This is a genomic window from Imperialibacter sp. (assembly GCF_048007035.1).
Classification (GTDB): Bacteria; Bacteroidota; Bacteroidia; order Cytophagales; family Cyclobacteriaceae; genus Imperialibacter.
On record NZ_CP180355.1, the window covers coordinates 106,368 to 131,523 of the forward strand.

Below are 25,156 nucleotides of genomic sequence, written 5' to 3' on the forward strand. Positions count from 1 at the left end.
CTCACCCTCCCAACCTCTCCATCAATTTATCCTTATAAGTCAGCCCCACTGGCAACATCTCCTCTCCCACCTTTACCTGATTGCCTTCCAGGTACTGAATCGCTTGCAGAGAAACGATAAAGGATTTATGTAACCTGATGAATTTGTTTTGTGGTAGTCCTTCTTCAATGTTTCTTAAGGTCTCGTTGGTGATCAATACTTTGTCACGGGTGTATACCTTCACATAATCACCAATCGACTTAAAATAAAGAATATCCTCCAGCGCTATTTTGTGCAGCTTTTTATCAGCTTTGACTACAAAATAGTCCGCTTCCTGCATTCTCCCTGAGGCCTGTAAATAGTGTTCAACTTTGCTAACTGCCTTCAGGAACCGCTCGAAAGAGCACGGTTTCAGTAGATAATCGACTGCTTCCACCTCAAATCCTTCCACTGCAAACTCAGGATAGGCAGTGATGAACACAATGGCTGGTGGTTTGGCCAACGACTTCACCAGGCTGATGCCCGACAACTTGGGCATGTTGATATCAAGAAAAATCAGGTCGACGGACTGACTCCTGATCAACTCAGCGGCCTCCAGCGCATTGCTGCACTTAGCCACCAACTCCAACTGAGACGCATCGTTCACATAGCCTTCAATTACCTCTTGCGACAGCGGTTCATCATCCACAATAAGGCACCTGAGTTTCATCGTAGTTCTATTGTTAGGTTTACTTTGTACTCTTCTTTCCCTTCATCCAGCTCCAGGGTATAACGGTCTTCATATATCAATTTCAGTCGCTTTTTTACATTTTCCAGCCCTATGCCTCCGTATTTTCTCTGCTCCACATCGTCGATGCTCCCCACATTATTCCGGCAGGTGAAATTGATAAAATCGCTCCCAACTTCCATTTTCACATCAACATAGGAATCGCCTGTCTCACCTTTTACACCATGCTTGAAACTGTTTTCAACAAATGGAATAAACAACAATGGCGCAATTTGCAGTTCTCTTGCCTCACCAACTATTTCAAAAGATATGCTGGCATGGTGATCGGACCGCAGCCGCTGTAGATTGATATAATTTTCAATAAAAGAAATCTCCTTTTCAAGCGGCACCTTTTCATCTTTTGCCTCATAAATCATATAGCGTAAAACCTCCGATAGTTTGAGAATGGAGGCTGGTGTTTTCTTATCTCCTTTCAGCGAAAGACCATAAAGATTGTTGAGGCTGTTGAATAGGAAATGTGGGTTGACCTGCGACTTAAGTGCCTCCAACTCTGCATCCAGTTTTTCTTGTCGGGTCTCCGCTAGTTTGGTCCTCGCCTCGGCAAGCTGAAACCATCCCTTCGACAGCTTCAACAAAGTGCTCACACCCATGTAAACGAGAAAAAACTGAACAATGTCAGGCAGCTCATAGTAGCTGATGAAATAGTAGCCGGGCAGCAGGAAGTCGACCAAATAATCGAAGAACCATATATTAAGCTGGCTGAAAATCAGAATGGAAAGGCTTGCAAGGCCGATATAAAGAAAGTACCTGCCCCTGTCCAGCAGTTTCGGGATCAGAACAAGGAGATTGAGGTAAACGGGTATGATCAGCGTAAAATGAAACAACCCGTCGTAGATGTAGTCGATATCACGAATCTCGCTGTCGGTAGAAAAAATCCGAAGCAACACATAAAAGGACAGCACCCAAAAGGCCAGGTGCTGCACCAGCCTGTTGGATACTGTCTTTTTGAACAACTGCTTACTACTTTTCATCATCTACCGACGCTTTCTGAAAAACTTATCAGGCTCGCTGAAAGCTTTGGGGTCATTGTGGTATTTCGCCACAAACTTTTGAAGCTCATTCGTTGACGCCGTCAACACCACCCTGTCGGCCCCATGAGCTTTTACTACTTCATGCGAAATTCTGATCTGGTTATTTTTTATCAGATCGTTCAGCCATTCGCTGTCAAACTGATAGACGTACAAACTGTCATCCTGCGTTTCCACCTTTGAAAAGGTATGGACAGGAAGTAAATTCCCCAGGAGTATGTCGTTTCCTATTTCTTTGTCATAGTTCTCTGCTGGAAACAGATCAATAAAATACGTCTCGTCCAGTTTCACCATATAGGCATCCAGGTAAGTTTCTACCGAATCTCCATAGTAGGTTATTTGGTAGGCCTTAGGATTTACCAACTCCTTCTTCAGTTGACTGGCATCCGGCCCCTGTGCTCTTTTAATTACCCAGCTATTGCCATCATCATCTATCCATTCTCCCTCCAAAAAGGGCTCATAGATCATAGTTTTTTCATCGTACAAGGGGTGCAACGACTGAACGGTGCATGAGGACGCCGCCATTACCAGGGCAAGCATTCCAATAATCGATTTAGCTTTCATCCTTTTGTGTTTTTTGTGATTAATTCTTTGCACGAAGAAATAGCCCATCCATCGAACGCTCAAAAAACTTCGATGTACTCCAAAAAACTCGGGGTAAAATGAGAAATACTCCCGGTCTTTTCCTAATCAGGCCCCCTCAAGTCAACATAATCTGGAGGAACGCTAGCTCCTTGCCATTCTCTACACTCGCCAAAAAAGGCATTAACTAATTGACATATAATTACTTACGTTTTTGGCCCGCCATTTGCATATATCACAACAGAACCAAACAATTACGGTCATGAAAACTTCTACATTAATTCTGAGTTTGAGCTTGCTGGTACTGGTTAGTACTACAGAAGCTGTTTCACAACCTTCATTTGCCTTCTATTATAGCAGCTACGGCGACCAGCTGAGCTGGAATGTGCCGCAGGCAGTGATGTACAAAATAAATCGCTCTTACTACGGCTACGATGTGGTCCATGTTCGCCAGGTACCTTACAGAGGTTTCATTGACTTCGAAATTATCCTTGAAAACAGAGGCACCTTCTTGTCAGTGAATATAGACCACTACGGTAGAATCCTGAACTCGGTGCACATCGTGAACTCCCACTTTGCACATCACATTTGTGACAGCTACTGTGGATTCCACGCCAATCACTACCAGAGGTACTACCGTCCAAGACCGGTAGTGGTCGCCAATAAGTATCATTACTATAACAAAGGATACGGCCATGGCAAAGATCATCACGATAAGTATCACCATAACGACCACCATTATGGCAACAATAACCATCAGAAAGGCCACAAAAATGGCAAGTATGATAACGACCATCGTGATAATAATCAGTACCGTGATAGTCAGAACGGAAAGAGCTACGACAAAGACGGGCGCCGTGACAATAACCAAAATACCGGGCATGGCAGCTCAAATGATAAGTACCGTGGGCAGGCCAGCGACAGCAGAGTGGCTAGCGCAGGAAGCAAAACTGAAAGTACTGGTTACAGAAGAGGCCTTCAAACTGTGAAGCCGGCGACAACCGAAACGGCTCGCCAGCTAAGCACAAGAGGTAACTAATTGCTGAATAATTGATAGTTCGTTGTTGGAGTTTGAAAAGGAGCGGCACATGTCGCTCCTTTTTTTTCTGTGCACCACCAGTCCAAATCATCGTTTCATATTTAGCCCTTCAATTCGATCATCTAATTGGCTAAAAAACCTATCTTTGGTGCTTTTGAAAACTTGAGCATTCTACATGGAGTATCTGGTACCAGTCTTGGGTGGTTTTTTTCTTTTTATTCATCTCTTCTTTCAATTCAAGTGGTGGATTGGCTTAAGCAAAGTCAATAAGCGGCGGAAAAAGCTCGGCAAAACTGAAGTGGGCGTATCCGTGATTGTTTGTGCTCACGACGAAGAAGAAAACCTCAAAGAACTCATTCCCCTCCTTTTGGCGCAGGACTACCCCAATTTTGAGGTGATCATTGTGGACGACCGCAGCAATGATGGCACCTACGACTACTTGCTGGGGCTAAAGGGCAGCACTCCAAAGCTAAAAATGGTTAGGGTGGACAGCTCACCTAACCATGTCAACGGCAAGAAGTACGGCCTGACACTGGGGATAAAAGCAGCGGCCAACGACATTGTGCTGCTCACCGACGCCGACTGTCGTCCTGCTTCTGACCAGTGGGTGGCTGAAATGGCTAAAGGGTTCAGCTCAGAAAAAATTCAGTTCGTGCTGGGGTATTCCCCGTACTACACTGAAAAGGGTTTTCTTAATAATTTCATTCAGTGGGAAACCACTATCACGGGCATCAACTACCTCGGCTCAGCTGGTGTGGGTGGAGCTTTTATGGGCGTTGGGCGCAACCTGGCTTACCGAAAGTCGTTCTTTCTCGACAACAAAGGCTTTAATGCGCATTTGAAAGTGACCGGAGGAGACGATGATTTGTACGTAAATGCCCACGCCAATTCAAAAAACACTATTGCCATCGTGAACCCTCAAGCCCTGGTTTACTCTCATCCTAAAAGGTCGTTCGGCTCCTACTGGGTACAAAAGCTAAGGCACCTTTCGGTGGGAAAAAGATATAATGCGGGTGACAAAATTAATTTAGGCCTCTGGTCGTTTTCCCAGATAGGATTTTGGGTGACTTTGCTTATTTTAGCCCTTTCAAATACCCAACCCTACTGGGCTTTGGGAGTTTTTTTGGGCAGGGAAGTATTGACCTTGGGCTTGTTAAGTTACTTCCATCGGCTAACCGGACATCGTTTTTCTTACTGGGCGCTACCAGTAATTGATTTATTTTATGGAGTATACCTGCTTCTGGTTGGTGGCAGGGCTACATTTGCTAAACGGGTTACATGGACGTAAACAAACAATTTTCTGACAAAGCATTGCGGGACTTCAAGCTGATCGACAAAGCCACTGTTGACGGAGAGGAGAATGCCTATGCAGATTTGATGCAGCTATACAAGAAGCCCGTTTATCACATGATCCTCAAAATGGTGAGGAACATTGACGATGCCGAAGACCTGACTATTGAGGCATTTGCCAAGGCGTTTCGGAACCTGCACAAGTTCAAGAAAGACTACACATTCAGCACCTGGCTGTTTCGCATAGCCACCAATAATGCCATTGACTTTATCAGGAAGAAGAAACTGGATACCTATAGCCTTAACACGTCCTTTACAGACGAAAGTGGCGACTCAGTGAATATAGATGTGCAGGATGAAAACCTGAACCCGGCAGAGGAAACCATCAAAACACAGAAGATAGAGATTGTGCAGATGTTTGTGAACAAGCTGCCTGCCAAGTACCAGAAGCTGGTGCGCCTGCGCTATTTCGACGAGCTAAGTTATGAAGAAATAGCCGTGGAGCTTGATGCGCCGCTGGGCACCGTGAAAGCGCAACTACACAGGGCACGGGAGCTGATGTATGATCTAGTAAAGGAGAAAAAGGACCATATCTGAGGACAATAGATAATTCCGCTTTGATGACCTGTCAGGGGACAGGCCATGGAAATGAATGACCGCTTCCTCAATCCCCCTGGTCTGTCCTCTGACAGACTTAAAACAATCAAGACTTTGAATCAAGACCTTATCTTTCGTTATTTTCCCAATTTAACTGCCACACAAAAGAAGCAGTTTAGTGCCCTTTACCCTCTTTACGAAGATTGGAACTCGAAAATCAATGTGGTTTCACGAAAAGACATTGAGCAGCTCTACCTCCACCACGTGTTGCACTCTCTGGCAATTGCCAAGCTTATCTCATTTCAACCCGGAACAAAGATATTAGACGTCGGTACTGGTGGTGGCTTTCCTGGCATCCCCCTCGCTATTCTCTTTCCTGAGGCCGAATTCGCACTTGTCGACTCGATTGGCAAAAAGATACTGGTGGTAAAAGAGGTGTGCAAAGGGGCAGGCATCCAAAACGTAACGGCTATTCATGGCAGAGCAGAAGAGCAGAAAGGCGAATGGGATTTCGTTGTAAGCCGGGCAGTTACTCGCTTAAAGCCATTTACTGATTGGGTAAAAGGGAAGATAAATAAAACACCTAAGCACAACATTCCAAACGGCATTCTTTACCTGAAAGGTGGCGACCTGGAAGAAGAACTGTCAGAAATAGATTACCCATACCACGTGCACGACCTCAGCGACTTCTTTAAAGAAGAGTTTTTCGAGACAAAGAAGCTTGTGATGGTGAGTATCTAATTCACCACAAACTCCTCCTTTTTAACAAACGGTCGACCATCTTCCGTTATTCCTTCTACCCTCACTTCAAAAGTGGAAGCCACATCCGATGTATAAAACTCCAGCTTAGCTGGAACCCCTTCCGCTGTTTTCAAGCCACCTTTCCAGTAGAGTGTGGGGCGTATATCCGTTCTTACATGCGACTCCTTCTTAGTGCTGTAGTCAGGTGTGTAGAATTCCCGGGCGTGATAAAAACCAGGATGTATCATTCCCAGCGACCCCTTAGGCACGAAAGACTCGTCGACTTCACTGCCATCTTTCAAGTAAACAGCAACAACTCCACCAGCCCCCATTGAGCCGTACATGGTAGCCCCCGTGCCGGTCAATACGTCTACGAAATCAACCCGATCAACCGGAATGGTATTGATGAAACTTGCATCCACGATACTTCCATTCAACACATATAGGGGATTAATACTTCCTCCCTGCAAACTAGAAGAACCTCTAATAATCAGGTCATAATTAGGGTAAGACCCGACTACCCGAACGCCAGGCGTACGTCCTATAAACACTTCGAAAATGCTGAGAAACTGAGTGGTTCTACTTATAGAATCCACGTCAACTCTTCTCGTGGGCCTCTTGTATGTCATTCCTGGCTTATTAAATCTTTCGCCAGTCCTCACTCTCTCTCCTTCCACTTGCATCTCATCCAAAATTACTACGTCTTGCTTTGCAAATGCCGCTTCAACTTCCCTCACCTTTCTGGCCTCCTCAAGGTAGGCGGCTATTGCTTTACTGCTAACCAATTCCTCCACCGCCATTTCACCATATTTTATTTCCGGCGATTTCGTCTCATTGACAACTATTTTGGTTGCGAGGTTTACATTGCCCCCTTCAACAAAATCTTTCTTGCCACCCTTTTTACTCATCTTCTTCTCGTTGGGCGTTTGAATAACTACTCGTGCCGTGTCGTCGATATCCAGCGCCGTGAATAGAAAATAACCGTCATCATCTGCCTCTGTTTCAGCTGACCACAAGTCACCGTCAGCTTCTGTGCCGGTAATTGTCACCTTCGATTTCACCGGCTTTGAAGGGAAAAAGAAATCTGTCACTCTACCCGCAATACTGAAGCCCGGCTCCACCAGGTGATTGATGTCCGGCTTTTTGTCCTCCATTATGTCCTTCCAGGTGAAGCGTCTCCACCCCTGTGTTAACATCAAATTGTCCAGTGCTGGCACCCTGTCTTTGTTGTCCTCGTCAAAATAGTAACCCGGGTTTTCGATATCGCCCTTGATATCGGAGGTCATTAGCAGGTAGCTCACAATATCATCTGAATGAGGATCAAATTGCACTTTCGATTTATCCACTACGGCCACCGACAAGTGAGATGTACTCGCTGCATCTGCTTCCGCCATCATTATGGCAAGGTCAACTTTTGACCTTTTTTTGTATGTCGCCTGAAGCCCGTCCACCCTGGCAACCGGTCTCTTATCGGGTTGATCGATGTAGACGATCCTTTCTGCCTGCGGTTGGCCCTTTTTGTCAAAAAAAGTAAACTGCGCAACACCCTCGGGCAAATTTTCCTTGGGTATCAACCCTTGTAAAGGCTGTCCATCGCTTGCTGGCAGCGTTAAAAACACCACTCCTCTTACATGGCCTACAACGGCTCCTCCGTCCGTGCTTTCACCACCAGCTCCTTCTACCTTCAGTGTTACATACTTTGGCGACACGTTGGTCATCGTCATCACATAACCTGATGGCTTGGCCGTCGGTAAAGGAACTTGCATCTTTTCCATGCCAAATTTAAATGTAACCTTATAACTTTCACCTGCCACGGGCTGCATCAGGAACTTCCCCATGCCAAACCTGCTGGTTTTGATGTCAGCGATCTTCTTGCCCGTGTTATCGGATACTTCCCCCTCAATGTCCACGCCCTTACCATCGGGGCCGGTAGCTTTGAAGCCAACTGTGCTCCACAGCCCCTCCACAAGGTCCCCTCCCTCCGGGAAAAACTGTAGTCTGACGAGATCAGAAAGGTTCATCATTTCCTCACTTCTCATTTGTGCAGTCGAACCGGAGACATCAGCCTCGTCAAACGACGGTGACTGTGTATTTTCAATTCGAAGTTCTTTGCGGAAAAAGAAGTCATGGTCAAAGTTTCGCATAAAACTAGTATAGGCCCTTAGTTCATAGGTGTCGGATGCCAGTGTGTCTGGCAAGGCAATATCGCCACTACCACTACCCTCACTAATAAAAATATCTCTTTTGGCCACAACGGAACCATCGGTGCTAACCACCTCAACGTACACCAGCTTGCTTGGGGCCGATGCCATGTGCGAAATACCGTGGGTGAGGTAGGTGGCAAACCAAATGGTGTCCCCAGCCGAATAGTAAGGCTTGTCGTGATGGACATACACTTTTTCTGGTGTGTAGTACGCCAGGTAAGCCTCCAGTTTCTCTATCAGATCACTAACAGAAGCTGGTGGGGTTAAAAAAGAAAACAAGACGCAAATACATAGAATGAGAAGAAGTTTAGCTTTCAGTTTAAACATGCGGTTGAAGTGTAATTTGGTTTCGATTAATTATTAGCGTAAAAGTTAGTCTAAAAATACTTGTGATAATAACATAAATTCCATTTTTAAGGAACTATCCTCGACAATATAACTAATCTATTAGTCAAAAATTGTGGATAACTGTTTGCGGAATTTTTCTACTTTCACCGTCGTTGTTCTCATTGACTTTCCCGAAGCTTTATGTACCTCATATTTGACACCGAAACCACCGGTTTACCCCAAAACTATAATGCGCCGTTAACGGATTTCGACAACTGGCCCAGGGTGGTGCAAATTGCATGGCAACTGCACGATGCCTCCGGAAAGCTGGTTTCAAACAACAACCTGATTGTGAAGCCAGAAGGGTTCGAAATCCCTTTCAATGCTGAGAAAATACATGGCATTTCTACTAAAAGAGCACTGGAAGAAGGCCTCCCTTTGGAAGATGTTCTTCAGCAGTTCAACGAAGACCTGGCCAGGTGCGAAGTAGTAGTAGGCCACAATATTGAGTTCGATATCAATATCATGGGCTGTGAGTATCTCCGCAAAGAGATCGAAAGCCCACTGACATCGCTCAAGAGCATCGATACCAAGAATGAGTCTACCGAATACTGTGCCATCCCTGGCGGAAGGGGCGGCAAGTTCAAGTGGCCCACACTCACCGAGTTGCACAAAAAGCTTTTCGGCGTTGGCTTCGATGAGGCGCACGATGCTGCTTACGACGTGGCAGCCACCACCAAATGTTTCTTCGGACTGATCACAGAAAAGGTGATCAAGCCCCTTGATGGCTCTGATCCTGCCTCTATTGTTTATGAAGAACCCAAACTAGAAGCAGCCAACTTCGCTCAAAAAGAAGACAAGGGTAAGACACCCGAAAAAGCTGTTGCTGTTGACATCAAAGGCCCCTTCTGTCACCTTCATGTCCACTCACAGTTTTCTATTCTCCCCGCCACCGCCGATATCAAAAAACTGGTGAGCAAAGCCAAAGAATATGACATGCCAGCGGTGGCCCTCACCGACCTTGGCAACATGTTTGGCGCCTTCAAATTTGTAAGAGAAGCCCATGCACAGGGGATCAAACCCATTGTTGGGTGTGAGTTTTATGTCTCTGAAGATCGAAAAACCAGAAAGTTCACCAAAGACAATCCGGATAGGATGACCCAACAAGTGTTGCTGGCCAAAAACAAAGATGGCTATCACAACCTGATCAAGCTGTCGTCATTGGGGTATATGGAAGGGCTTTATGGCCTTTATCCCCGTATCGACAAAGAGCTGATCAAGCAATACAGCAAGAACGTGATTGCACTGAGCGGTAACCTAAGCAGCGAGATTCCCAACACCATCCTGAACCAGGGCGAGAGCCAGGGTGAAGAACTTTTCAAGTGGTGGGTAGAGGTTTTTGGCGACGACTTTTATGTGGAACTCATCCGCCATGGCCTGCCTGAAGAAAACCACGTGAATGATGTGCTTCTGGGGCTGGCAGCAAAATACAACACCAGGGTAATTGCGGCCAACGATGTCTTCTACACAGAAAAGGCTGATGCCGACGCCCATGATATCCTTCTATGCGTAAAAGACGGACAGGTTCAGTCAACGCCCAAGGGAGCTGGCAGAGGCAATCGCTTTGGTTTTCCCAACGACCAGTTCTATTTCAAGTCCGAAGAGGAAATGAAAAAGCTGTTCGCCGATGTGCCGGAAGCCATCGAAAACATCGGCGGGTTGCTGGAAAAAATCGAGAGCTACAAACTGGACAGGAATGTGCTCCTCCCCGCCTTCCCTATCCCTGAAGGTTTTGAAACAGAAGACGACTACCTGCGGCACCTCACCATGGAAGGTGCAAAAAGACGCTACAATGAAATCACCCCTGAAATCCAGGAAAGACTCGACTTCGAGCTGGAAACGATCAAAAAAACAGGCTACCCTGGCTACTTTCTTATCGTGCAGGATTTTACCTCTGAGGCCCGCAAAATGGGTGTTTCGGTTGGCCCTGGTCGTGGATCGGCAGCGGGTTCAGCAGTAGCCTACTGCATCGGTATTACAAACGTGGATCCCATCAAGTACGATTTACTGTTTGAGAGATTCCTGAATCCGGACAGGGTATCACTCCCCGATATTGATATTGACTTCGACGATGAAGGCCGGGGCAAGATCATCGAATGGGTGGTGAACAAATATGGCAAAAACCAGGTGGCGCAAATCATCACTTACGGCACCATGGCCGCCAAGTCGTCGATCAGAGACAGCGCCAGGGTGATGGAGCTGCCGCTTTCGGATGCGGATATTCTGGCCAAGCTAGTGCCTGAGCGACCTGGCACCTCACTTACCCAGGCATTCCGGGAAGTGCCTGAACTGATGGCCTTTAAAAATGGCAAAGACCTGAAGGCCCAGGTGCTGCAAAAAGCGGCTGTTATCGAAGGGACAGTGCGGAACACTGGTATCCACGCCTGTGGCATCATCATCACGCCCGACGACCTCACCAACCACGTGCCGGTGTCCACCGCTAAGGATTCTGACCTGCTGGTGACCCAGTTCGACAACAGCGTGGTGGAAAGTGCGGGCATGCTGAAAATGGACTTTTTGGGCCTGAAAACGCTCAGCATTATCAAAACGGCGATTGAGAACATCAGGCTGCGACATGGCATTACCATCGACCCCGACGAAATTCCGCTGGATGATGCCAAGACATTCGAGTTGTATCAAAAAGGCCAAACTAATGGTACTTTTCAGTTTGAATCGCCAGGCATGCAGAAGCACCTGCGCAACCTGAAGCCCGATAGGCTGGAAGACCTTATCGCCATGAACGCCCTGTACCGACCAGGGCCGCTCGAATACATCCCCAACTTTATTGCCCGAAAGTTGGGAAAAGAAGTGATTGCCTACGACCTCCCCGAAATGGAGGACAACCTGAAGGAAACTTACGGCATCACGGTGTACCAGGAACAGGTGATGCTCCTGTCGCAGAAGCTGGCTGGCTTTACCAAAGGCGAGGCCGACGTGCTGCGGAAGGCTATGGGTAAGAAGCAGCGGGAAGTGCTGGACAAAATGAAAGGCAAGTTTGTAGAAGGCGCCACCAAAAAAGGCCATCCTAAAGACAAACTAGACAAAATCTGGAAAGACTGGGAAGCTTTTGCCCAGTATGCTTTCAATAAATCGCACTCCACCTGCTACTCAGTGGTGGCCTACCACACGGCCTACCTGAAGGCGAACTACCCCGCAGAATATATGTCGGCGGTGCTTACCCACAACCAGAGCAGCATCGAGAAGGTGTCGTTCTTCATGGAAGAGTGCCGCAACCTGGGGCTTCCCGTGTTGGGGCCTCACGTGAATGAGTCGAGGGTGAACTTTGCCGTAAACAAAAAGGGTGAAATTCGCTTCGGTCTGGGTGCGATTAAAGGGGCTGGGGAAGCCGCAGTTCAGTCTATCATAGAAGAAAGAGAGAAAAACGGGCCCTTTCAGGACATTTGGGATTTTGGTGTACGGGTGGTAAAAAACGGCTTTAATAAGAAAACCTTTGAATGCCTGGCCATGTCCGGCGCTTTCGACTGCTTCGAAGAGTACCACCGCAGGCAGTACCTCGAAGCTGCAGACGGCGAGTCGACACTGGTAGAGCTTATTACCAAGTATTCGCAGCGGCTTCAGCAAGAGGCAGCCAGCGATCAGGTGTCACTTTTCGGCGGCTCGGGGCAGGTAGAAGTGCCAAAACCCCGAATACCCGATATCGAACCCTTTGGCGACATCAGGAAACTAAACATAGAAAAAGAAGTGGTGGGGCTATATATATCAGGTCACCCGCTCGATCAGTTCAGCTTTGAAATGAAACACTTCTGCAACACCACGCTAACTGACCTCAAGAATGACGAGAGTCTCGCCAACGGTGGTATTATCAGACTTGGCGGCATTGTAAGTGGTATTAACCACCGCACAACCAAAAAAGGCAATCCATTCGGTGTTCTGACCTTGGAAGACTATTCCGACTCGTACGAGTTCTTCATGTTTTCTGACACCTATGTCAAGTTCAAGCAGTTCTACATGGTGGGTTGGTACCTGTTTGTCGAAGGTTTTATGCAACCATCCAAATTTCGTGTGGGGGAACTTGAGTTTAAAATCAGCGAAATTCAGTTGCTGAATGACATCAGAGACAAAATGGCCAAGGGACTTATCCTGAAGCTGGATGTTAATAATCTCACCGAACAGATGATTGACGAACTGCACCAGATGGCAATAGACCATGCCGGTTCCTGCCCGCTGAAGGTGGTGGTGCAAGACCCCTCGGAAAACATTTCGCTGGAACTATTCTCCCGAAAGCTGCAAGTAGAGCCCAAGGGCGAATTGATCAAGCAGCTAGACGCCGTTGGTGATCTCGAATATGAAGTGATGACTTAAGGAATTGCTGATTTGAAGGTTTTAGGTTGCTGGTTCACTCAATCGGCAACCCACAATCTCAAACCCTCGCTTTGTCTTCAAGCATACATATTGAGATTTTTTGAAGGGGATGTAGAACTTATTGATCTATATTTGTGTAAGGTATTCAGCAATTACAAAAATTATACATACAATGGGTAAAGCAATAGAAGTAACTGATGCTAATTTCGAGGAGATCATTAGCTCAGACAAACCCGTTCTGGTTGACTTTTGGGCAGAATGGTGTGGGCCTTGTAAAATGATCGGGCCAATAGTTGAGGAGCTGGCTGGTGATTTTGAAGGCAAAGCCGTTATCGCCAAAATGGACGTGGACATGAATCCACAGGTGCCCGCTAAGTTTGGCATCCGCAGCATCCCCACCCTTTTGGTTTTCAAAAATGGCCAGGTGGTTGACAAGCAAATTGGTGCAGTTCCAAAATCAGTATTGAACCAGAAAATTCAAGCTCAGCTAGCTTAATCAGCTACTGAGAAATAAAAATAGAGAGGCTACCTGAAAAGGTGGCCTTTTTTTGTTATAATGAAAAGCAGGCCAAACCGCCTTACTATACTTTTTCTTTAATTTTGTACATTAGTAGAAAATAGGGTCATGAGTTTTGAAACAATCGACATAAAAGATTCTTCAGGCACTCAGCTGATTGGGATACCGGAGAACCTAAAGATTAATGACAATAAGGCTTACCTCAAAAAGGTTGGCAATGTGTTGTATATTATCCCATTCCACGACCCATGGAAGAGTTTGATTGATAGCGTGAATGAGTTTTCTGACGACTTCATGACAGAGAGAGAGCAATCTGACCAACAGAAAAGGGAATCGTTTGATTGATGTTTATTCTCGATACGAATATTTGCATCTATATTATCAAGCAAAAGCCTCCTCATGTTTTTGAGCGATTTCGGTCTATTCCTTTGGGCAAAATTGGGATTTCTTCAATAACCCTATCTGAACTGAATTACGGCGTAATGAAAAGCGCATTACCCGAGAAAAATAAGCTTGCACTTGCTCAATTTCTTATTCCATTGGAAATCCTTCCGTTTGACAACGATGCCGCAATATCTTACGGCAAAATAAGAGCAGACCTCGAAAACAAAGGGACACCTATCGGCCCCCTTGATACACTGATAGCAGCTCACGCACTCAGCCTAGATCAGACACTTGTAACAAATAATGTGAAAGAGTTTTCCAGAGTCACTTCCCTGAAAATAGACAACTGGGTTTGAATGATATGAAACCCAATAAAATCGCCTGAAAGCAAAAAAAGACCACTGCTGAAAAAGTAGCTTTTTTTGCCCGGTGACATTATTTTACACTCCGCCCAGCAAGTCTTTGGTTGACTGTTACCTTCGAACGTCTTTCTTTGCGAACTAGACGACCAACACCCTACAAGCGACCTACCGGATTTATGCGCAAAACCGTACTTACGTTCATTTTTGGACATCTATTTTTTCTGGACGCCACCTGCCAGGAAGCCAACGAAAAGAAAAACACCGCATTTCAATCAAAGTATCAGCTCCGTATTGAACGAGCCAAAGACCCTATCGTTCTCGACGGCGAGCTTAACGAAAGCAGCTGGCAGACTGCCGATGTGGCGACAGACTTCTGGATGAAGTTCCCCAGAGACGACCAGCAGGCGCCCCGGCAAACAGAAATGCGGGCTACTTACGACGAAAAATTCCTTTATATAAGTGCGGTGTGCTACGACACCAGTTACTACGTTGTGCAAACACTCAAAAGGGACATCAGGTACTTTGATGGCGATGGCATTGCCGTAGTGATAGACCCTGTCAATAAAAAAACCAATGGCTTCTTTTTTGGCGTAAGCCCCATGAATGTGCAGGCTGAAGACCTGCTGGCCGCCAGTTCCAACAACCTCAACTTTAGCTGGGACAACAAATGGTTCTCAGAAGTAACCCGGCACGAGGACCGCTGGATTGTGGAAATGGCCATCCCGTTCAAAACACTTCGATTTGAAGCCAACAGCGGTGAGTGGGGCATTAACTTCATCCGCAACGACCTGAAGGCCAACCAATACCATGCCTGGACCAATATCCCAGTCAACTTCGATGGTTATGATTTGGGCTATACGGGACTGATGGTATGGGACAAAGCACCCGATCCCGTAAAAACCAATATATCGGTGATCCCTTTCATCACCGGAGGGATCAACAATAACAGGGAGGAAGAAACGCCCGTCACCTCAACTGACCTGGCGGGGGGACTTGACGCCAAAATTGGTGTTACCTCCTCCCTCAACCTGGATCTCACGGTGTTGCCGGATTTCTCTCAGATTGAGGTAGACGTACAACAAACCAACCTGACGAGGTTTAGCCTCAATTATCCCGAAAGGCGAACCTTTTTTCTGGAAAATGCTGACTTGTTTACAGGTTTCGGAGGTGGCCCCAACCGTCCTTTCTTTTCCCGCCGGATAGGGCTCGACGAAAACGCTCGGCCCATCCCCATTCTTGCTGGTGCCAGGCTTAGTGGTAACCTCACGCAGCGCATGCGAGTGGGTGTCATGAATATTCAAACCAGAGCAACAGAGGATACTGAGGCGCAAAATTACACCGCCGTTGCAGTCAATCAGCGAGTCTTCGGCCGGTCGCTTGTGAAAGGCTACTTTCATAACCGGCAGAGTTTTACTGATGGTGGTGGCACTGATAAAACCAACTATGGCAGGAACGGTGGCCTTGGGTTCGATTATTCCAACATATCAGGTTCGTTAACCGGCACGGGGCTTGTTAGCGTATCAGAAAAACCGGGCGCAGGTGTTTCATACTCCCAGCACTATACAGCCGGGTACGACGACAGGCATTGGTCGCTATTTGCTGACTATATTTCTGTTCCAACGGATTTTTATGCCGACATGGGCTTCATTCCAAGGCTGGAGAATTATGATGCGCTACGGGACACTGTTATCAGAATGGGGTTTGAACATATATATAGTCAAGGCAGCTACACCATTCGGCCAACCAATGGAGGGAAAATCAACTCTCACGAGATTTCAGCCAGCAACGTAGTCGACTGGAACCCGGACTGGTCGCTTAACGAGCGGGTGACTGAATTGGGGTATGAATTAAGGTTTCAAAATACCTCCGGGGTTGAGATCGGGGTCAATAACAACGACGTAAGGCTGCTATTTTCCACGGCCTTCATCGACGCCACCCCTCTGCCTCCGGCAACCTACAAGTTTAGCCAAATGGGGGTCGCTTACAAATCCGACGAAAGAAAGAAACTGGCTTTTTCTGCGGAGACGGCTGTCGGTGGGTTCTACAATGGCGAAATCCAAAGCTATCAAGCTGAAATCATTTACAGAGTTCAGCCCTGGGGCAATTTTTCATTAGGCTTTGAGCAAAATGAGTTAGACTTTGCTGAAGGCTACGGCAACGCAAGCATTAGCCTATTTAGCCAGCGATCAGAAATCAATTTCTCCAATAGCCTTTTCTGGATAACTTTCTTCCAGTACAACACCCAGAGAAACAACTTCAACATCAACAGCAGGCTTCAGTGGAGATACAAGCCAATGTCGGATTTCTATTTGGTTTACACCGATAACTACTTTGCTGACCCGTTCCTGGTGACCAAAAGCAAGGCTATTGTATTTAAGCTCAACTACTGGTTTACACTTTAATGCTATTATCAATCTCATTAAATTTTCTTCTATGAAAAAACTTTTCTCCAGCTCGATCAATGAAAACTATGTATCACTTGGCCTCCTCGTTCTCAGGCTGTTTTCGGGTGCATTTATGTTAACGCATGGCTTCGGTAAGTTCCAACGCCTTTTTTCAGGCGGGGAAATCCGCTTCATGGACTTCATGGGCCTTGGGCCAACCATCTCTTTGTCGCTCGCCGTGTTTGCTGAATTTCTGTGTGCCATCCTCATCATGCTGGGCGCCGCCACACGCCTGGCTGCTATCCCTCTCATTGTAACGATGTCAACCGCCGGATTTGTGGCTCACGCTGCCGACCCCTTTGGCACCAAAGAAAAGCCGCTGCTGTTTTTGGTCATTTTCGTCTCTCTCCTGATCATGGGAGGTGGTAAATACTCCGTTGACAAGTTGATTGGCAAGTAGCACTTTCGCACCAACATCTCTATTAAAGTAGGGCTTCCATAAAAAGTAAGTGAACGTCGATTTTATAAAACTTTCTTAGGTGAAATGTATAATTTCACCCCCAAAAGCGAACTGATATGAAGTTAACCGCACGAAACACCCACAGGGACATCGCCTATTTCTACATTGGGCTCATCATTGCCTTCTCTTTTTCAGGCATTTTCCTTAACCACCGAAGAGTTTGGCACCCAAGTCGGGTAAAGTATACGTCGCAAGAAATAAGTATGACACCGACAAGTGCCGGCGCTGTGAACGACGAGTTCATCAAATCGTTCACCGAAAGTCAGTCCATCGATGACCAGCTTCGCAGGTACAGCATGGACGGAAATACGCTGAGAATATCTTATGGCACTCAGGATGTGACAATGGACGTGAGCACGGGCAAGGGGAAGCTGGAAAAATACATGACCACACCGCTTCTCGGTCAAATGACCAAGCTCCATGTTGACACGAGCGACTTCTGGATCTACTACTCAGACATATTCGGGGTGGCCATGCTTGTGATCGCTTTCACAGGGATGTTCATTGTGAAAGGCGACAAAAGTTTTAGAAAAAGAGGTTGGAAACTGGCCGCCATTGGGCTCTTGTTTCCTTTGATCTTTCTTTTCCTCTTGGGTTAAATAAGCGCCGAAATCATCATAAAAAGAGGCTGCCTCAAAAGTCCTAACTGAATGTCAGGTTGAGCTCGTTCCACGTCGGTGTCGAAACCTTGTTATTAGTCCTAATAAGCATTTCGACGTGCTACAGATGACGTGTTATTAAGCTTGCAGAAAAATGTGGGTTTCGACAGGCTCAACCTGACACATTTTTCTATAAGCTCAGTCTGATACATTCTTTTAACATTTCGAATCACGTCATCTCAATTGGTGCGGTTTGCCAAAAATGTTAGGTCTCAATGTGACAATTACATCAGCTTAGGGACTTTTGAGACAGCCTCTTTAGCTTTTCAGCGTGCCCAGACTAGTTACCTTCTGCTATCACCAGAAACTCTACTCTTCTATTGAGCTCCCGTCCCTCCAGTTCCTGGTCGTTACTGGCCATAGGCTTAGTTTCCCCATATCCCTTGGCCACGATCCGGTTGGCAGCAATGCCCCTTCCTACAAGATGCTTCTTGATAGACTCCGCCCTGTTCTGCGAAATAACCATATTGATCTTCTCTCCGCCAAAATCATCAGTGTGACCAGCCACTTCAATTACGAGACTTTCATCTTTTCGCATTAAAGACAGAACCTCATCCAACAGCGGCTGGTAGTCAGAAGAGAAATAGACTTTGGTATTTTCAAAATATACATTTGGTCTTACCAGCTTGCGGATAGCTTCTTTGTATTTGTGGCTATGAGTCTGGCTATTACTACCAGCGGCGGCGGTAGCGCTTGTTCCTGTGCTTCCACTACCTGAGTTTCCAGCGCCCCCTTCACTGGTCAGCGCAGCAACTGCCTTTTCCTTACTGGCGATGAGGTAGTCTGTATCGGCCTGCTCAGCTTTTTTTACATCAATATTAGTCAATGTAAACATCTCCTCCGTTTGCTCTCCCCCGATGACAAAGTTCCTCGTGAGTGTGGTTGCCAAACCACCCGACGCCTTGACCTGCAGGCTATTGTTATAAATCATGTTTTCGTCGACATCGAAAATCTCAACCACGAAAATCTCGTCAGCAATGATCTCATTCCCATAGGTGCCAGACTCGCCCGTAAAACTTGTGAACGACTCATCGTAATAGCTCGAAGGGTGGAATTTGATCTGGCAATCGACGCACGGCATACCTGTGGCCGCATCAGTGATCACACCCTTTATGTTGACCTTCTCAATGGCCCAGAAGTAATAGATATCGAAAGCTCCCATACCGTGTATGCGATCCGATGAAAAATAACCTTCCTCACCATCCACTTTCATTTTAAAGTTCAACTCATTATCGGGGGAGTTAATGGGAAACCCCATATTCACTGGTGCTCCCCACGTCTTCGTGGCTTCGTCAAATGTTGAACTAAACACATCGTATCCTCCAACAAACCCAATCCGGTCTGAGCTGAAATACAGGGTGTTTCCGTCGGTACTCAAATAAGGGCTAAGCTCATTAAAAGTGGAGTTTACGCTTCCAGGCAATAATGCCGGCTCACTCCATTTCGCTGTTGCCGGGTCTTTTCGTGACTCAAAAAGGTCAAAATCCTTGCCTTTCTTTCCATCGTTGGAAGCAAATATTACCCGGTTCTCTTTGGGGTTAATAAAAAAATGAGAATGAACGTGGGCGTTAGACAGCATGGCGTCAAACTCAGCTGGGACTGTCCACTGACCGTTTTTTTGCTCACTATAAAAGAGGCGTCCTCCCTTTTTTCTGTCAAAAACAAACAGCTTTCCGTCTTCATTCACCACTTCCAGGTTGGCATTTTCATACTCAAAGTCTCCCAGCAACGGAATTTGTGTCGGCTTTTCCCAAGTAGACTCGCCAAACTTAGTATGATACACCCTGTATACCTCTTCTTTGCCTTCGCTGGAGCGTGAGGAAAAAAACAGTAACTCATCGTTACCACTAAAAAATACAGGAGAAAGGTCGTTTTGCTCAGAGTTGACACCGGGAACGAGCCTAATCTCGAAGTCATCAGGATTTCTCAGGTATTTCAGGAGCCATTCCGCATCAGTAAAGAAACGCTTGGTCTCATCTACTATCTCCTCACTCTTCTTTGCTCTCAGATCCAAAAAAATCTGGAAATGCTTAATGGCATGCTGGGCATCATAGTTTCCAAAGTAAATTCTGCCCAGCCAGTATGAAAAGAACTTGTCTTTTTTCCCCTGAATATCGTCCAATTCTAATAATTCATCTATCGGCTTGCCTCTGCCATCGGTAAGGAAGTGACTAATGAGATAGTGGTACTTTGCTTTGGTTTGTTTGGGATCTATCTCCAGTATCTCTTTGTATTTTTCTCGGGCCAAAACGAAATTTTCATCATAAAAAATCTTTTCCGCATCACGAAGCATTCTATCCACGTTTTGAGCAGAGGCAGTAAAATACGTGGCTATTAGTACAAAAAACAGAAACAATCGAGGCATGGTGTCGAACTAAGGGTCTTGTTGAACAATCACTCATTTTGTGATTGTTCCAAGTCAATTACACAAATAATACAATAAGATAAAGCTGCCGGCTACCAGGCAATCACTTCTATGCTAAGTGAAACCCCGCCAAACTAGCTGGTTTTGAGCTAAAAAAACCACTGTTCGGAGCAATCCGGCCTTCTCAGTTGCCTACATCCCTAGTTGGTGAAACTATAAAACATCGTTCAATAACGAAAAACGCCGAAATATAACATTACTAACACATACATAGCAACTTATCGGTCAATTGAGGCGATAAATTCTATTTTGAAAGGCCAATATTCATTTCTAAACATCATTTCATTACCCCCCAAATATCGATAAAAGGCTACCAATCGTCTAAAGGTTCCCCTGCCTGGGGCCATCTCCAATTACATTTGATCATCCATAAAACGACAAAACCATGAAAAGTAAACTTTTGATTATTGACGACAACGAAATGATGCGGAGCTTTCTTAAGCACATTCTCGGAAGCTCATTTGAAGCGGAAGTGGTGAGTAGCGGAGAGGAAGCGCTCGAAGTTTTACACGACAAGACAAGAACACCCCACCTGATACTTGCTGATTTTGACCTGGACGGCATGAACGGGTTGGAGCTTTTGGTTTATCTCAAGTCTTCGGCTGTGTACAAACATCTTCCGGTGGTTATCCTTTCCGGCAAGGGCAACAGTAATAACCGAATCAACTGCCTCAAGGCCGGTGCTTCCGACTTTATTACCAAACCTTTCAACCCAGTAGAACTACAGGTGAAAATCGAGGGTATTCTTGCCTCCCATCAGGTTCAACAAACAGCCTAACCGATGAAAATTGCAGCTATAGGAAATAGACTTTTACCCGTTACCGAGGAGCTTACCGCTAATGGAGTCTCTGTGTCGTGGCACCGATCCATTGAGGACACGCAGGCTCACCACCTCGTCTTTATAGAGGCGGAGCCGGATATTCAACAGCAGTTGAAAGACCTCGTGAAGGAGCAAACCGAAAAAAATTGCTACAAGAAAGTGGTGCTTGTCGACTTCGACAACATCGCTATCCCGGCAGCCATGCAGCTACCTCCATTTATCGTGGATGTAGTTCAGTATTCGAAAAATAAAGAAACCTTCGTAGGGATTGTCAAGACCCTGATACATTTCACTTCAGAAAAAAAAGCTGAAAAGAAAAATGTCACCACTTTCAAAATGCCACTATCTAAGCGGCTATTTGACATCATCGTGTCTTCGATGATCATTCTTATGATCAGCCCCATTCTTATTCTGGTGGCCATTCTCATCAAGCTGGAATCCAAAGGACCGATTGTCTATCAATCGCCCAGAGTAGGCACAGGCTACAAAATATTCCCCTTTTACAAGTTCCGCTCCATGAGGCCCGATGCTGACAAGCTGCTGGAAAACATGAAGCACTTGAATCACTACGCCCAGGACGATAAAGCTGTAGAGGATCCTACTACAAAAATCGACGGTGTTGATCAAAGTATCGCCTTTGACGACGAGAACGTTTTGATTGGTGACGACTACTGGGTGGAAGAGCCGAAGTTCGCTGCCTTCAAGCAAAAAGAAGAGAAAAACTCGTTTGTTAAAATCAACAACGACCCCAGAATTACCCGGGTTGGCAAAATTATCCGCAACTCAAGCATAGACGAATTGCCGCAGCTTTTCAATGTACTGCTGGGGCATATGTCAATCGTTGGCAACCGTCCCCTTCCCTTGTATGAAGCTGAGAAACTTACCTCTGACGACTGGTCGAAGCGCTTTATGGCACCAGCAGGCATCACAGGGCTATGGCAGGTGACCGAAAGAGGCAAAAAAGCCACGTCGGAAGACAGCCGCAAACGCCTGGACATAGAGTATGCCGAAAACTATTCTCTGTGGATGGACATCAAAATTTTAGTAAAAACGCCTCTTGCAGCCTTCCAGCACGAGAACGTATAAATACCCTTTTGAAAATTAAAGCTATGAAAATTAGAAGTATCGACGTGATCACCTTTCTGTTTGGTGCAATCCTGTTGACTGGTTGTATCAAAGAGTTTGACGGTGGCCCAGGCAACCAACAGGCAAATTCCTACGACCTGGACTTTTCGAATGTAACAACAAAAGCTATTCGCATCAAACTGACAGATGAGGCAGGCACTCCGCACAAAGGAGTTAAAATTACGCTCTGGGACAAGTCACCTCTCGACAATGGCGTGATCATCATGAAGGGCTTCACCGACCAGACTGGCAATTTTGAAACTGAGTACAGCATGCCCAACACCTTTACGGACGTAGTTATGGAACTGTCTTACCTTGGTCTTCCTGACTTTCTGGTGATTCCCGTCGATCGTTTTAACGGGCAGGTGACCGTTGCCGGATTTGAGCATGACTTTGACTATTTATCCGATGAGCTGGTGCCTGACCAAAGTGTGCAGGACGGAGTGGCGGTGGACAATTCTGGTGGGAGAATAGCCGCAGCCAATTTAGTTACTCTTGGTTCATACAGGTCCGACGGCAAACCAAACTATCTATTGCAAAGAGACAACATAAGCTCTCAGCTCCTTGAGTTTATCAACGCCTCCTTGCCCGAGAGAGAGCCGGTACCATCCTTTCACCCGGCCTACCTGGCTGAGGGAACGGAAACCAACCTCAACATCGAGCAGCGGGCCGATGTTTGGATGACCTTCGTTACCGAGGGTGCTGGCTACCTTAATACGCTCGGGTTTTATACCTACCCCACCGGCAACCCTCCGGCAACCACAGACGATATTGCAACCCTTTATATTGGCTTCCCCAATGCTTCACTTTCAGGGTCGGGGGGTGGCTTGAAATCCGGCGACAAAATACTACTTGGCACGTTTGAGCCTGGCACTTCTATAGGCTTTGTTTTGATAGCCAACGGATTCAACTCTTCCAATGCCACTGTGAGAGGAGATGCGCAACGCTATTATTCCCACAACCACCTGAACCCAGAGGCAGACGCCTCGGTTAAGCAACACACCGTGACACTGTATGACGAAGAGAACGGACTTTTTGTTATTGGATTCGAAGACTTGAATAGAGCATCGGGAAGCGATGATGATTTTAATGACGCAGTTTTCTATATCACCTCCAACCCCATTACGGCCATTAGCACGAAAAACGTTAAGCCAATTGATAAGCCAGGTGACGATGACGGAGATGGTGTCAGCAATGTTTACGACGAGTTTCCTGATGACCCGGCGTATGCCTATAAATACGACTACCCTTCATCGGAGGCATACGGCACCTTTACTTTTGAAGACAGGTGGCCTGGCTATGGCGACTATGACTTCAACGATTTCGTAGTAGACTATCGGTTCACCCAATTCGCCAACGCCAACAATAAAATCACTAACCTGAAATCAGAATTCGTTATAAAAGCCATTGGAGCAAGCTATCAGAATGGGTTTGGGTTTTCGACCAAAATAGCTTCCAGCCTGGTTGCAAGCGTAACCGGCAGCGAACTTCATGGCTCAGTTGTTACGCTAAGTGCCAATGGCACCGAACAGGGCCAATCGAAAGCCACAATTATTGTATCAGACAAGGTTCATGGAGGTTTTCCAACCTCGGGTATTATCAATACCATACAAGCCAACAGCTTTGTGGCTCCCGACACCATCCGAAATCTGGTCACCTTTACAAGACCTGTGACCTTTGCTGAGTTGGGTTCAGCGCCATACAATCCATTTCTTTTCATCAACCAGGAACGGGGACGTGAAATACACATGCCCGGATATGCGCCAACTGACCTTGCAGACTTCAGCTACTTTGGTACGGAGAATGACAATTCAGATCCATCGAAGGGCATCTACTATAGATCGAAAGAGGAGTTGCCATGGGCGATGAATCTTCCAGTTGCATTCGACTACCCCGTGGAAGGAGGAGATGTGAGGGAGTCATACATCAACCTCGACCAGTGGGCCAGGAGTAGTGGTTTCAGCTATATGGACTGGTACGTGGACAAGCCTGGCTATAGAAACACCAATAAGCTTTACAAAAAGAAGTAAAGATTCATTTTATATATTCATGGTTTATGGTGTGAAAGGGAAACTGTTGGTTTCCCTTTCTCTTTTTGTCCACCAGCAAACCCTGTCTGACGAACACTCCCACATTTTTCTACGCCTGCGCCCTTGCTTGCCTGTAAATCCAATTATCGCCGGATTCTGTCATTAACCGGCTTACCCCCTCCAAACATCTAATAAATCCCGAACAGGGAGTGCGCTGCAATAGATTTGTACTATCAAATAAACTAGTTATGCGCTTATTCATCTTTATATGTTTACTCTCACCTCTGGCGGTCTTCGCCCAGCAGGAGATAGACGTTGCGAAGGAAATCGAGCTGGTTGAGGTGCTTCTTTCCAATGAAGCTGCCATCGACAGTCTGGTCGAGCTGGCACTTGTCAATTCCTACTACTTGAAAAGCTTCGACGCCGAGCTTGCCCAGCAGTACGAAAATGTGAAGCAGGAGAAAAACAAGTGGCTCTCTACCTTCAGAATGGGCATCAACTTCTTTTCACTTAGCACTTCCCTGGACGGTCAAAACCAGTCGGTGACAACAGCTGGCGTGCTCCCCAACCTGGGTATTACCCTGGGCATCGATCCTGAAAAATTCATCAACCGCCGCAGTTATATCAGAGAAGCAGAGTACAATATTGTGAGAGCCGAGAATTCGCTGAAAAATCAACGCAAGGCAGTCCGCACACAGGTGGTGGACATATTCTATACTTATCTGGAGGCGCTTGGGATTGCACAGCTAAGAATGGCTGCCAATCAAACGCAAAGCGAGCAGGTAACGCTGGTCACCGAACGTTTCAGAAAAGGCGAAGCAGGCATGGAAGAAGTGCTGCTAACACAAAACGGAATGAACCTGACGCAGGAGGCTGTGCTGAAAGCCGAACTCTCTGTCAGGAAAATCAGAAGACAAATTTCGATCATGATCTCAGATACTGAAGCTCCGTCTGCCACTTCGGAACAATAAAA

General features: G+C 46.4%; 20 protein-coding genes. 15 read left to right on the forward strand and 5 right to left on the reverse strand.

Features of this window, described 5'->3' with window-relative positions; translation table 11 throughout:
* Nucleotide 1: 1 nt before the first annotated feature.
* Genes ACMVP2_RS00475 through ACMVP2_RS00485 form a run of 3 tightly spaced genes read right to left on the reverse strand, consistent with a single transcriptional unit; the run spans nt 2 to nt 2,358 of the window.
* Nucleotides 2–688, reverse strand: a complete 687-nt coding sequence (locus tag ACMVP2_RS00475; protein WP_416866259.1) for a LytR/AlgR family response regulator transcription factor — start codon at nt 686–688, stop codon at nt 2–4.
* The gene (locus ACMVP2_RS00480; protein ID WP_416866260.1) at nt 685–1,740 is read right to left on the reverse strand and encodes a sensor histidine kinase; all 1,056 of its coding nucleotides are present in this window, start codon (nt 1,738–1,740) and stop codon (nt 685–687) included. Before ACMVP2_RS00480 ends, ACMVP2_RS00475 begins: the two co-directional genes overlap by 4 nt.
* The gene (locus ACMVP2_RS00485; RefSeq protein WP_339795278.1) at nt 1,741–2,358 is read right to left on the reverse strand and encodes a hypothetical protein; all 618 of its coding nucleotides are present in this window, start codon (nt 2,356–2,358) and stop codon (nt 1,741–1,743) included. It lies immediately after the preceding gene.
* 280 nt (nt 2,359–2,638) lie between these two features.
* Here ACMVP2_RS00485 and ACMVP2_RS00490 point away from each other — a divergent pair, with 280 nt between their 5' ends.
* The 4 genes from ACMVP2_RS00490 (at nt 2,639) to rsmG (ending at nt 6,043) form a co-directional block, all read left to right on the forward strand.
* The gene (locus ACMVP2_RS00490) at nt 2,639–3,415 is read left to right on the forward strand and encodes a hypothetical protein (RefSeq protein WP_416866261.1); all 777 of its coding nucleotides are present in this window, start codon (nt 2,639–2,641) and stop codon (nt 3,413–3,415) included.
* Between the two features lie 175 nt (nt 3,416–3,590).
* Nucleotides 3,591–4,703 (forward strand): glycosyltransferase, encoded by a 1,113-nt coding sequence (locus tag ACMVP2_RS00495; protein ID WP_416866262.1) that lies wholly within the window; start codon nt 3,591–3,593, stop codon nt 4,701–4,703.
* Complete coding sequence (locus ACMVP2_RS00500; protein WP_317487084.1) at nt 4,694–5,302, forward strand: RNA polymerase sigma factor; 609 nt, start codon at nt 4,694–4,696, stop codon at nt 5,300–5,302. Before ACMVP2_RS00495 ends, ACMVP2_RS00500 begins: the two co-directional genes overlap by 10 nt.
* Before the next feature lie 114 nt (nt 5,303–5,416).
* Nucleotides 5,417–6,043: a 16S rRNA (guanine(527)-N(7))-methyltransferase RsmG gene (rsmG, locus tag ACMVP2_RS00505; protein ID WP_416866263.1), complete on the forward strand. Its 627-nt coding sequence runs from the start codon at nt 5,417–5,419 to the stop codon at nt 6,041–6,043.
* Here the strand turns inward: rsmG and ACMVP2_RS00510 are convergent.
* Entirely contained in the window at nt 6,040–8,574 is a 2,535-nt protein-coding gene (locus tag ACMVP2_RS00510; RefSeq protein WP_416866264.1) for a TonB-dependent receptor plug domain-containing protein, read from the reverse strand. The genes rsmG and ACMVP2_RS00510 overlap by 4 nt on opposite strands.
* A gap of 201 nt (nt 8,575–8,775) precedes the next feature.
* Between ACMVP2_RS00510 and dnaE the strand changes: the two genes are divergently transcribed.
* From dnaE to ACMVP2_RS00545, 7 genes are all read left to right on the forward strand, one after another.
* Complete coding sequence (gene dnaE / locus ACMVP2_RS00515; protein WP_416866265.1) at nt 8,776–12,957, forward strand: DNA polymerase III subunit alpha; 4,182 nt, start codon at nt 8,776–8,778, stop codon at nt 12,955–12,957.
* 172 nt (nt 12,958–13,129) lie between these two features.
* Nucleotides 13,130–13,453 (forward strand): thioredoxin, encoded by a 324-nt coding sequence (gene trxA, locus ACMVP2_RS00520; protein WP_151997507.1) that lies wholly within the window; start codon nt 13,130–13,132, stop codon nt 13,451–13,453.
* A 129-nt stretch (nt 13,454–13,582) separates the two neighbouring features.
* Nucleotides 13,583–13,819, forward strand: coding sequence for an AbrB/MazE/SpoVT family DNA-binding domain-containing protein (locus ACMVP2_RS00525; RefSeq protein ID WP_339793172.1), 237 nt, complete (start codon nt 13,583–13,585; stop codon nt 13,817–13,819).
* The gene (gene vapC / locus ACMVP2_RS00530) at nt 13,819–14,214 is read left to right on the forward strand and encodes a type II toxin-antitoxin system tRNA(fMet)-specific endonuclease VapC (RefSeq protein ID WP_339793171.1); all 396 of its coding nucleotides are present in this window, start codon (nt 13,819–13,821) and stop codon (nt 14,212–14,214) included. Before ACMVP2_RS00525 ends, vapC begins: the two co-directional genes overlap by 1 nt.
* A 182-nt stretch (nt 14,215–14,396) precedes the next feature.
* Nucleotides 14,397–16,622 (forward strand): DUF5916 domain-containing protein, encoded by a 2,226-nt coding sequence (locus tag ACMVP2_RS00535; protein ID WP_339793170.1) that lies wholly within the window; start codon nt 14,397–14,399, stop codon nt 16,620–16,622.
* 31 nt (nt 16,623–16,653) lie between these two features.
* The gene (locus tag ACMVP2_RS00540) at nt 16,654–17,064 is read left to right on the forward strand and encodes a DoxX family protein (RefSeq protein ID WP_416866266.1); all 411 of its coding nucleotides are present in this window, start codon (nt 16,654–16,656) and stop codon (nt 17,062–17,064) included.
* A 116-nt stretch (nt 17,065–17,180) separates the two neighbouring features.
* Nucleotides 17,181–17,723 (forward strand): PepSY-associated TM helix domain-containing protein, encoded by a 543-nt coding sequence (locus ACMVP2_RS00545; protein WP_416866267.1) that lies wholly within the window; start codon nt 17,181–17,183, stop codon nt 17,721–17,723.
* A gap of 340 nt (nt 17,724–18,063) precedes the next feature.
* Here the strand turns inward: ACMVP2_RS00545 and ACMVP2_RS00550 are convergent, their stop codons facing one another.
* Nucleotides 18,064–20,076, reverse strand: coding sequence for an OmpA family protein (locus tag ACMVP2_RS00550; RefSeq protein ID WP_416866268.1), 2,013 nt, complete (start codon nt 20,074–20,076; stop codon nt 18,064–18,066).
* 517 nt (nt 20,077–20,593) lie between these two features.
* Between ACMVP2_RS00550 and ACMVP2_RS00555 the strand changes: the two genes are divergently transcribed.
* The 4 genes from ACMVP2_RS00555 to ACMVP2_RS00570 all read left to right on the forward strand — a co-directional run bounded on the left by ACMVP2_RS00555 (nt 20,594) and on the right by ACMVP2_RS00570 (nt 25,154).
* A complete protein-coding gene (locus ACMVP2_RS00555; protein WP_416866269.1) occupies nt 20,594–20,986 on the forward strand; it encodes a response regulator in 393 nt (130 codons plus the stop codon).
* 3 nt (nt 20,987–20,989) lie between these two features.
* Nucleotides 20,990–22,114, forward strand: coding sequence for a sugar transferase (locus ACMVP2_RS00560; protein WP_416866270.1), 1,125 nt, complete (start codon nt 20,990–20,992; stop codon nt 22,112–22,114).
* A 23-nt stretch (nt 22,115–22,137) separates the two neighbouring features.
* Nucleotides 22,138–24,183, forward strand: coding sequence for an LruC domain-containing protein (locus tag ACMVP2_RS00565; RefSeq protein WP_416866271.1), 2,046 nt, complete (start codon nt 22,138–22,140; stop codon nt 24,181–24,183).
* A gap of 248 nt (nt 24,184–24,431) precedes the next feature.
* The gene (locus ACMVP2_RS00570; RefSeq protein WP_416866272.1) at nt 24,432–25,154 is read left to right on the forward strand and encodes a TolC family protein; all 723 of its coding nucleotides are present in this window, start codon (nt 24,432–24,434) and stop codon (nt 25,152–25,154) included.
* The last annotated feature ends 2 nt before the right edge of the window (nt 25,155–25,156 follow it).

What these genes read in the sequence shown, in the direction of transcription:
- ACMVP2_RS00475 (WP_416866259.1), bottom strand. Translation starts at nt 688, where the DNA reads ATGAAACTCAGGTGCCTTATTGTGGATGATGAACCGCTGTCGCAAGAG.
- ACMVP2_RS00480 (WP_416866260.1), bottom strand. Translation starts at nt 1,740, where the DNA reads ATGATGAAAAGTAGTAAGCAGTTGTTCAAAAAGACAGTATCCAACAGG.
- ACMVP2_RS00485 (WP_339795278.1), bottom strand. Translation starts at nt 2,358, where the DNA reads ATGAAAGCTAAATCGATTATTGGAATGCTTGCCCTGGTAATGGCGGCG.
- ACMVP2_RS00490 (WP_416866261.1), top strand. Translation starts at nt 2,639, where the DNA reads ATGAAAACTTCTACATTAATTCTGAGTTTGAGCTTGCTGGTACTGGTT.
- ACMVP2_RS00495 (WP_416866262.1), top strand. Translation starts at nt 3,591, where the DNA reads ATGGAGTATCTGGTACCAGTCTTGGGTGGTTTTTTTCTTTTTATTCAT.
- ACMVP2_RS00500 (WP_317487084.1), top strand. Translation starts at nt 4,694, where the DNA reads ATGGACGTAAACAAACAATTTTCTGACAAAGCATTGCGGGACTTCAAG.
- ACMVP2_RS00510 (WP_416866264.1), bottom strand. Translation starts at nt 8,574, where the DNA reads ATGTTTAAACTGAAAGCTAAACTTCTTCTCATTCTATGTATTTGCGTC.
- dnaE (WP_416866265.1), top strand. Translation starts at nt 8,776, where the DNA reads ATGTACCTCATATTTGACACCGAAACCACCGGTTTACCCCAAAACTAT.
- trxA (WP_151997507.1), top strand. Translation starts at nt 13,130, where the DNA reads ATGGGTAAAGCAATAGAAGTAACTGATGCTAATTTCGAGGAGATCATT.
- ACMVP2_RS00525 (WP_339793172.1), top strand. Translation starts at nt 13,583, where the DNA reads ATGAGTTTTGAAACAATCGACATAAAAGATTCTTCAGGCACTCAGCTG.
- vapC (WP_339793171.1), top strand. Translation starts at nt 13,819, where the DNA reads ATGTTTATTCTCGATACGAATATTTGCATCTATATTATCAAGCAAAAG.
- ACMVP2_RS00535 (WP_339793170.1), top strand. Translation starts at nt 14,397, where the DNA reads ATGCGCAAAACCGTACTTACGTTCATTTTTGGACATCTATTTTTTCTG.
- ACMVP2_RS00540 (WP_416866266.1), top strand. Translation starts at nt 16,654, where the DNA reads ATGAAAAAACTTTTCTCCAGCTCGATCAATGAAAACTATGTATCACTT.
- ACMVP2_RS00545 (WP_416866267.1), top strand. Translation starts at nt 17,181, where the DNA reads ATGAAGTTAACCGCACGAAACACCCACAGGGACATCGCCTATTTCTAC.
- ACMVP2_RS00550 (WP_416866268.1), bottom strand. Translation starts at nt 20,076, where the DNA reads ATGCTTCGTGATGCGGAAAAGATTTTTTATGATGAAAATTTCGTTTTG.
- ACMVP2_RS00555 (WP_416866269.1), top strand. Translation starts at nt 20,594, where the DNA reads ATGAAAAGTAAACTTTTGATTATTGACGACAACGAAATGATGCGGAGC.
- ACMVP2_RS00560 (WP_416866270.1), top strand. Translation starts at nt 20,990, where the DNA reads ATGAAAATTGCAGCTATAGGAAATAGACTTTTACCCGTTACCGAGGAG.
- ACMVP2_RS00565 (WP_416866271.1), top strand. Translation starts at nt 22,138, where the DNA reads ATGAAAATTAGAAGTATCGACGTGATCACCTTTCTGTTTGGTGCAATC.
- ACMVP2_RS00570 (WP_416866272.1), top strand. Translation starts at nt 24,432, where the DNA reads ATGCGCTTATTCATCTTTATATGTTTACTCTCACCTCTGGCGGTCTTC.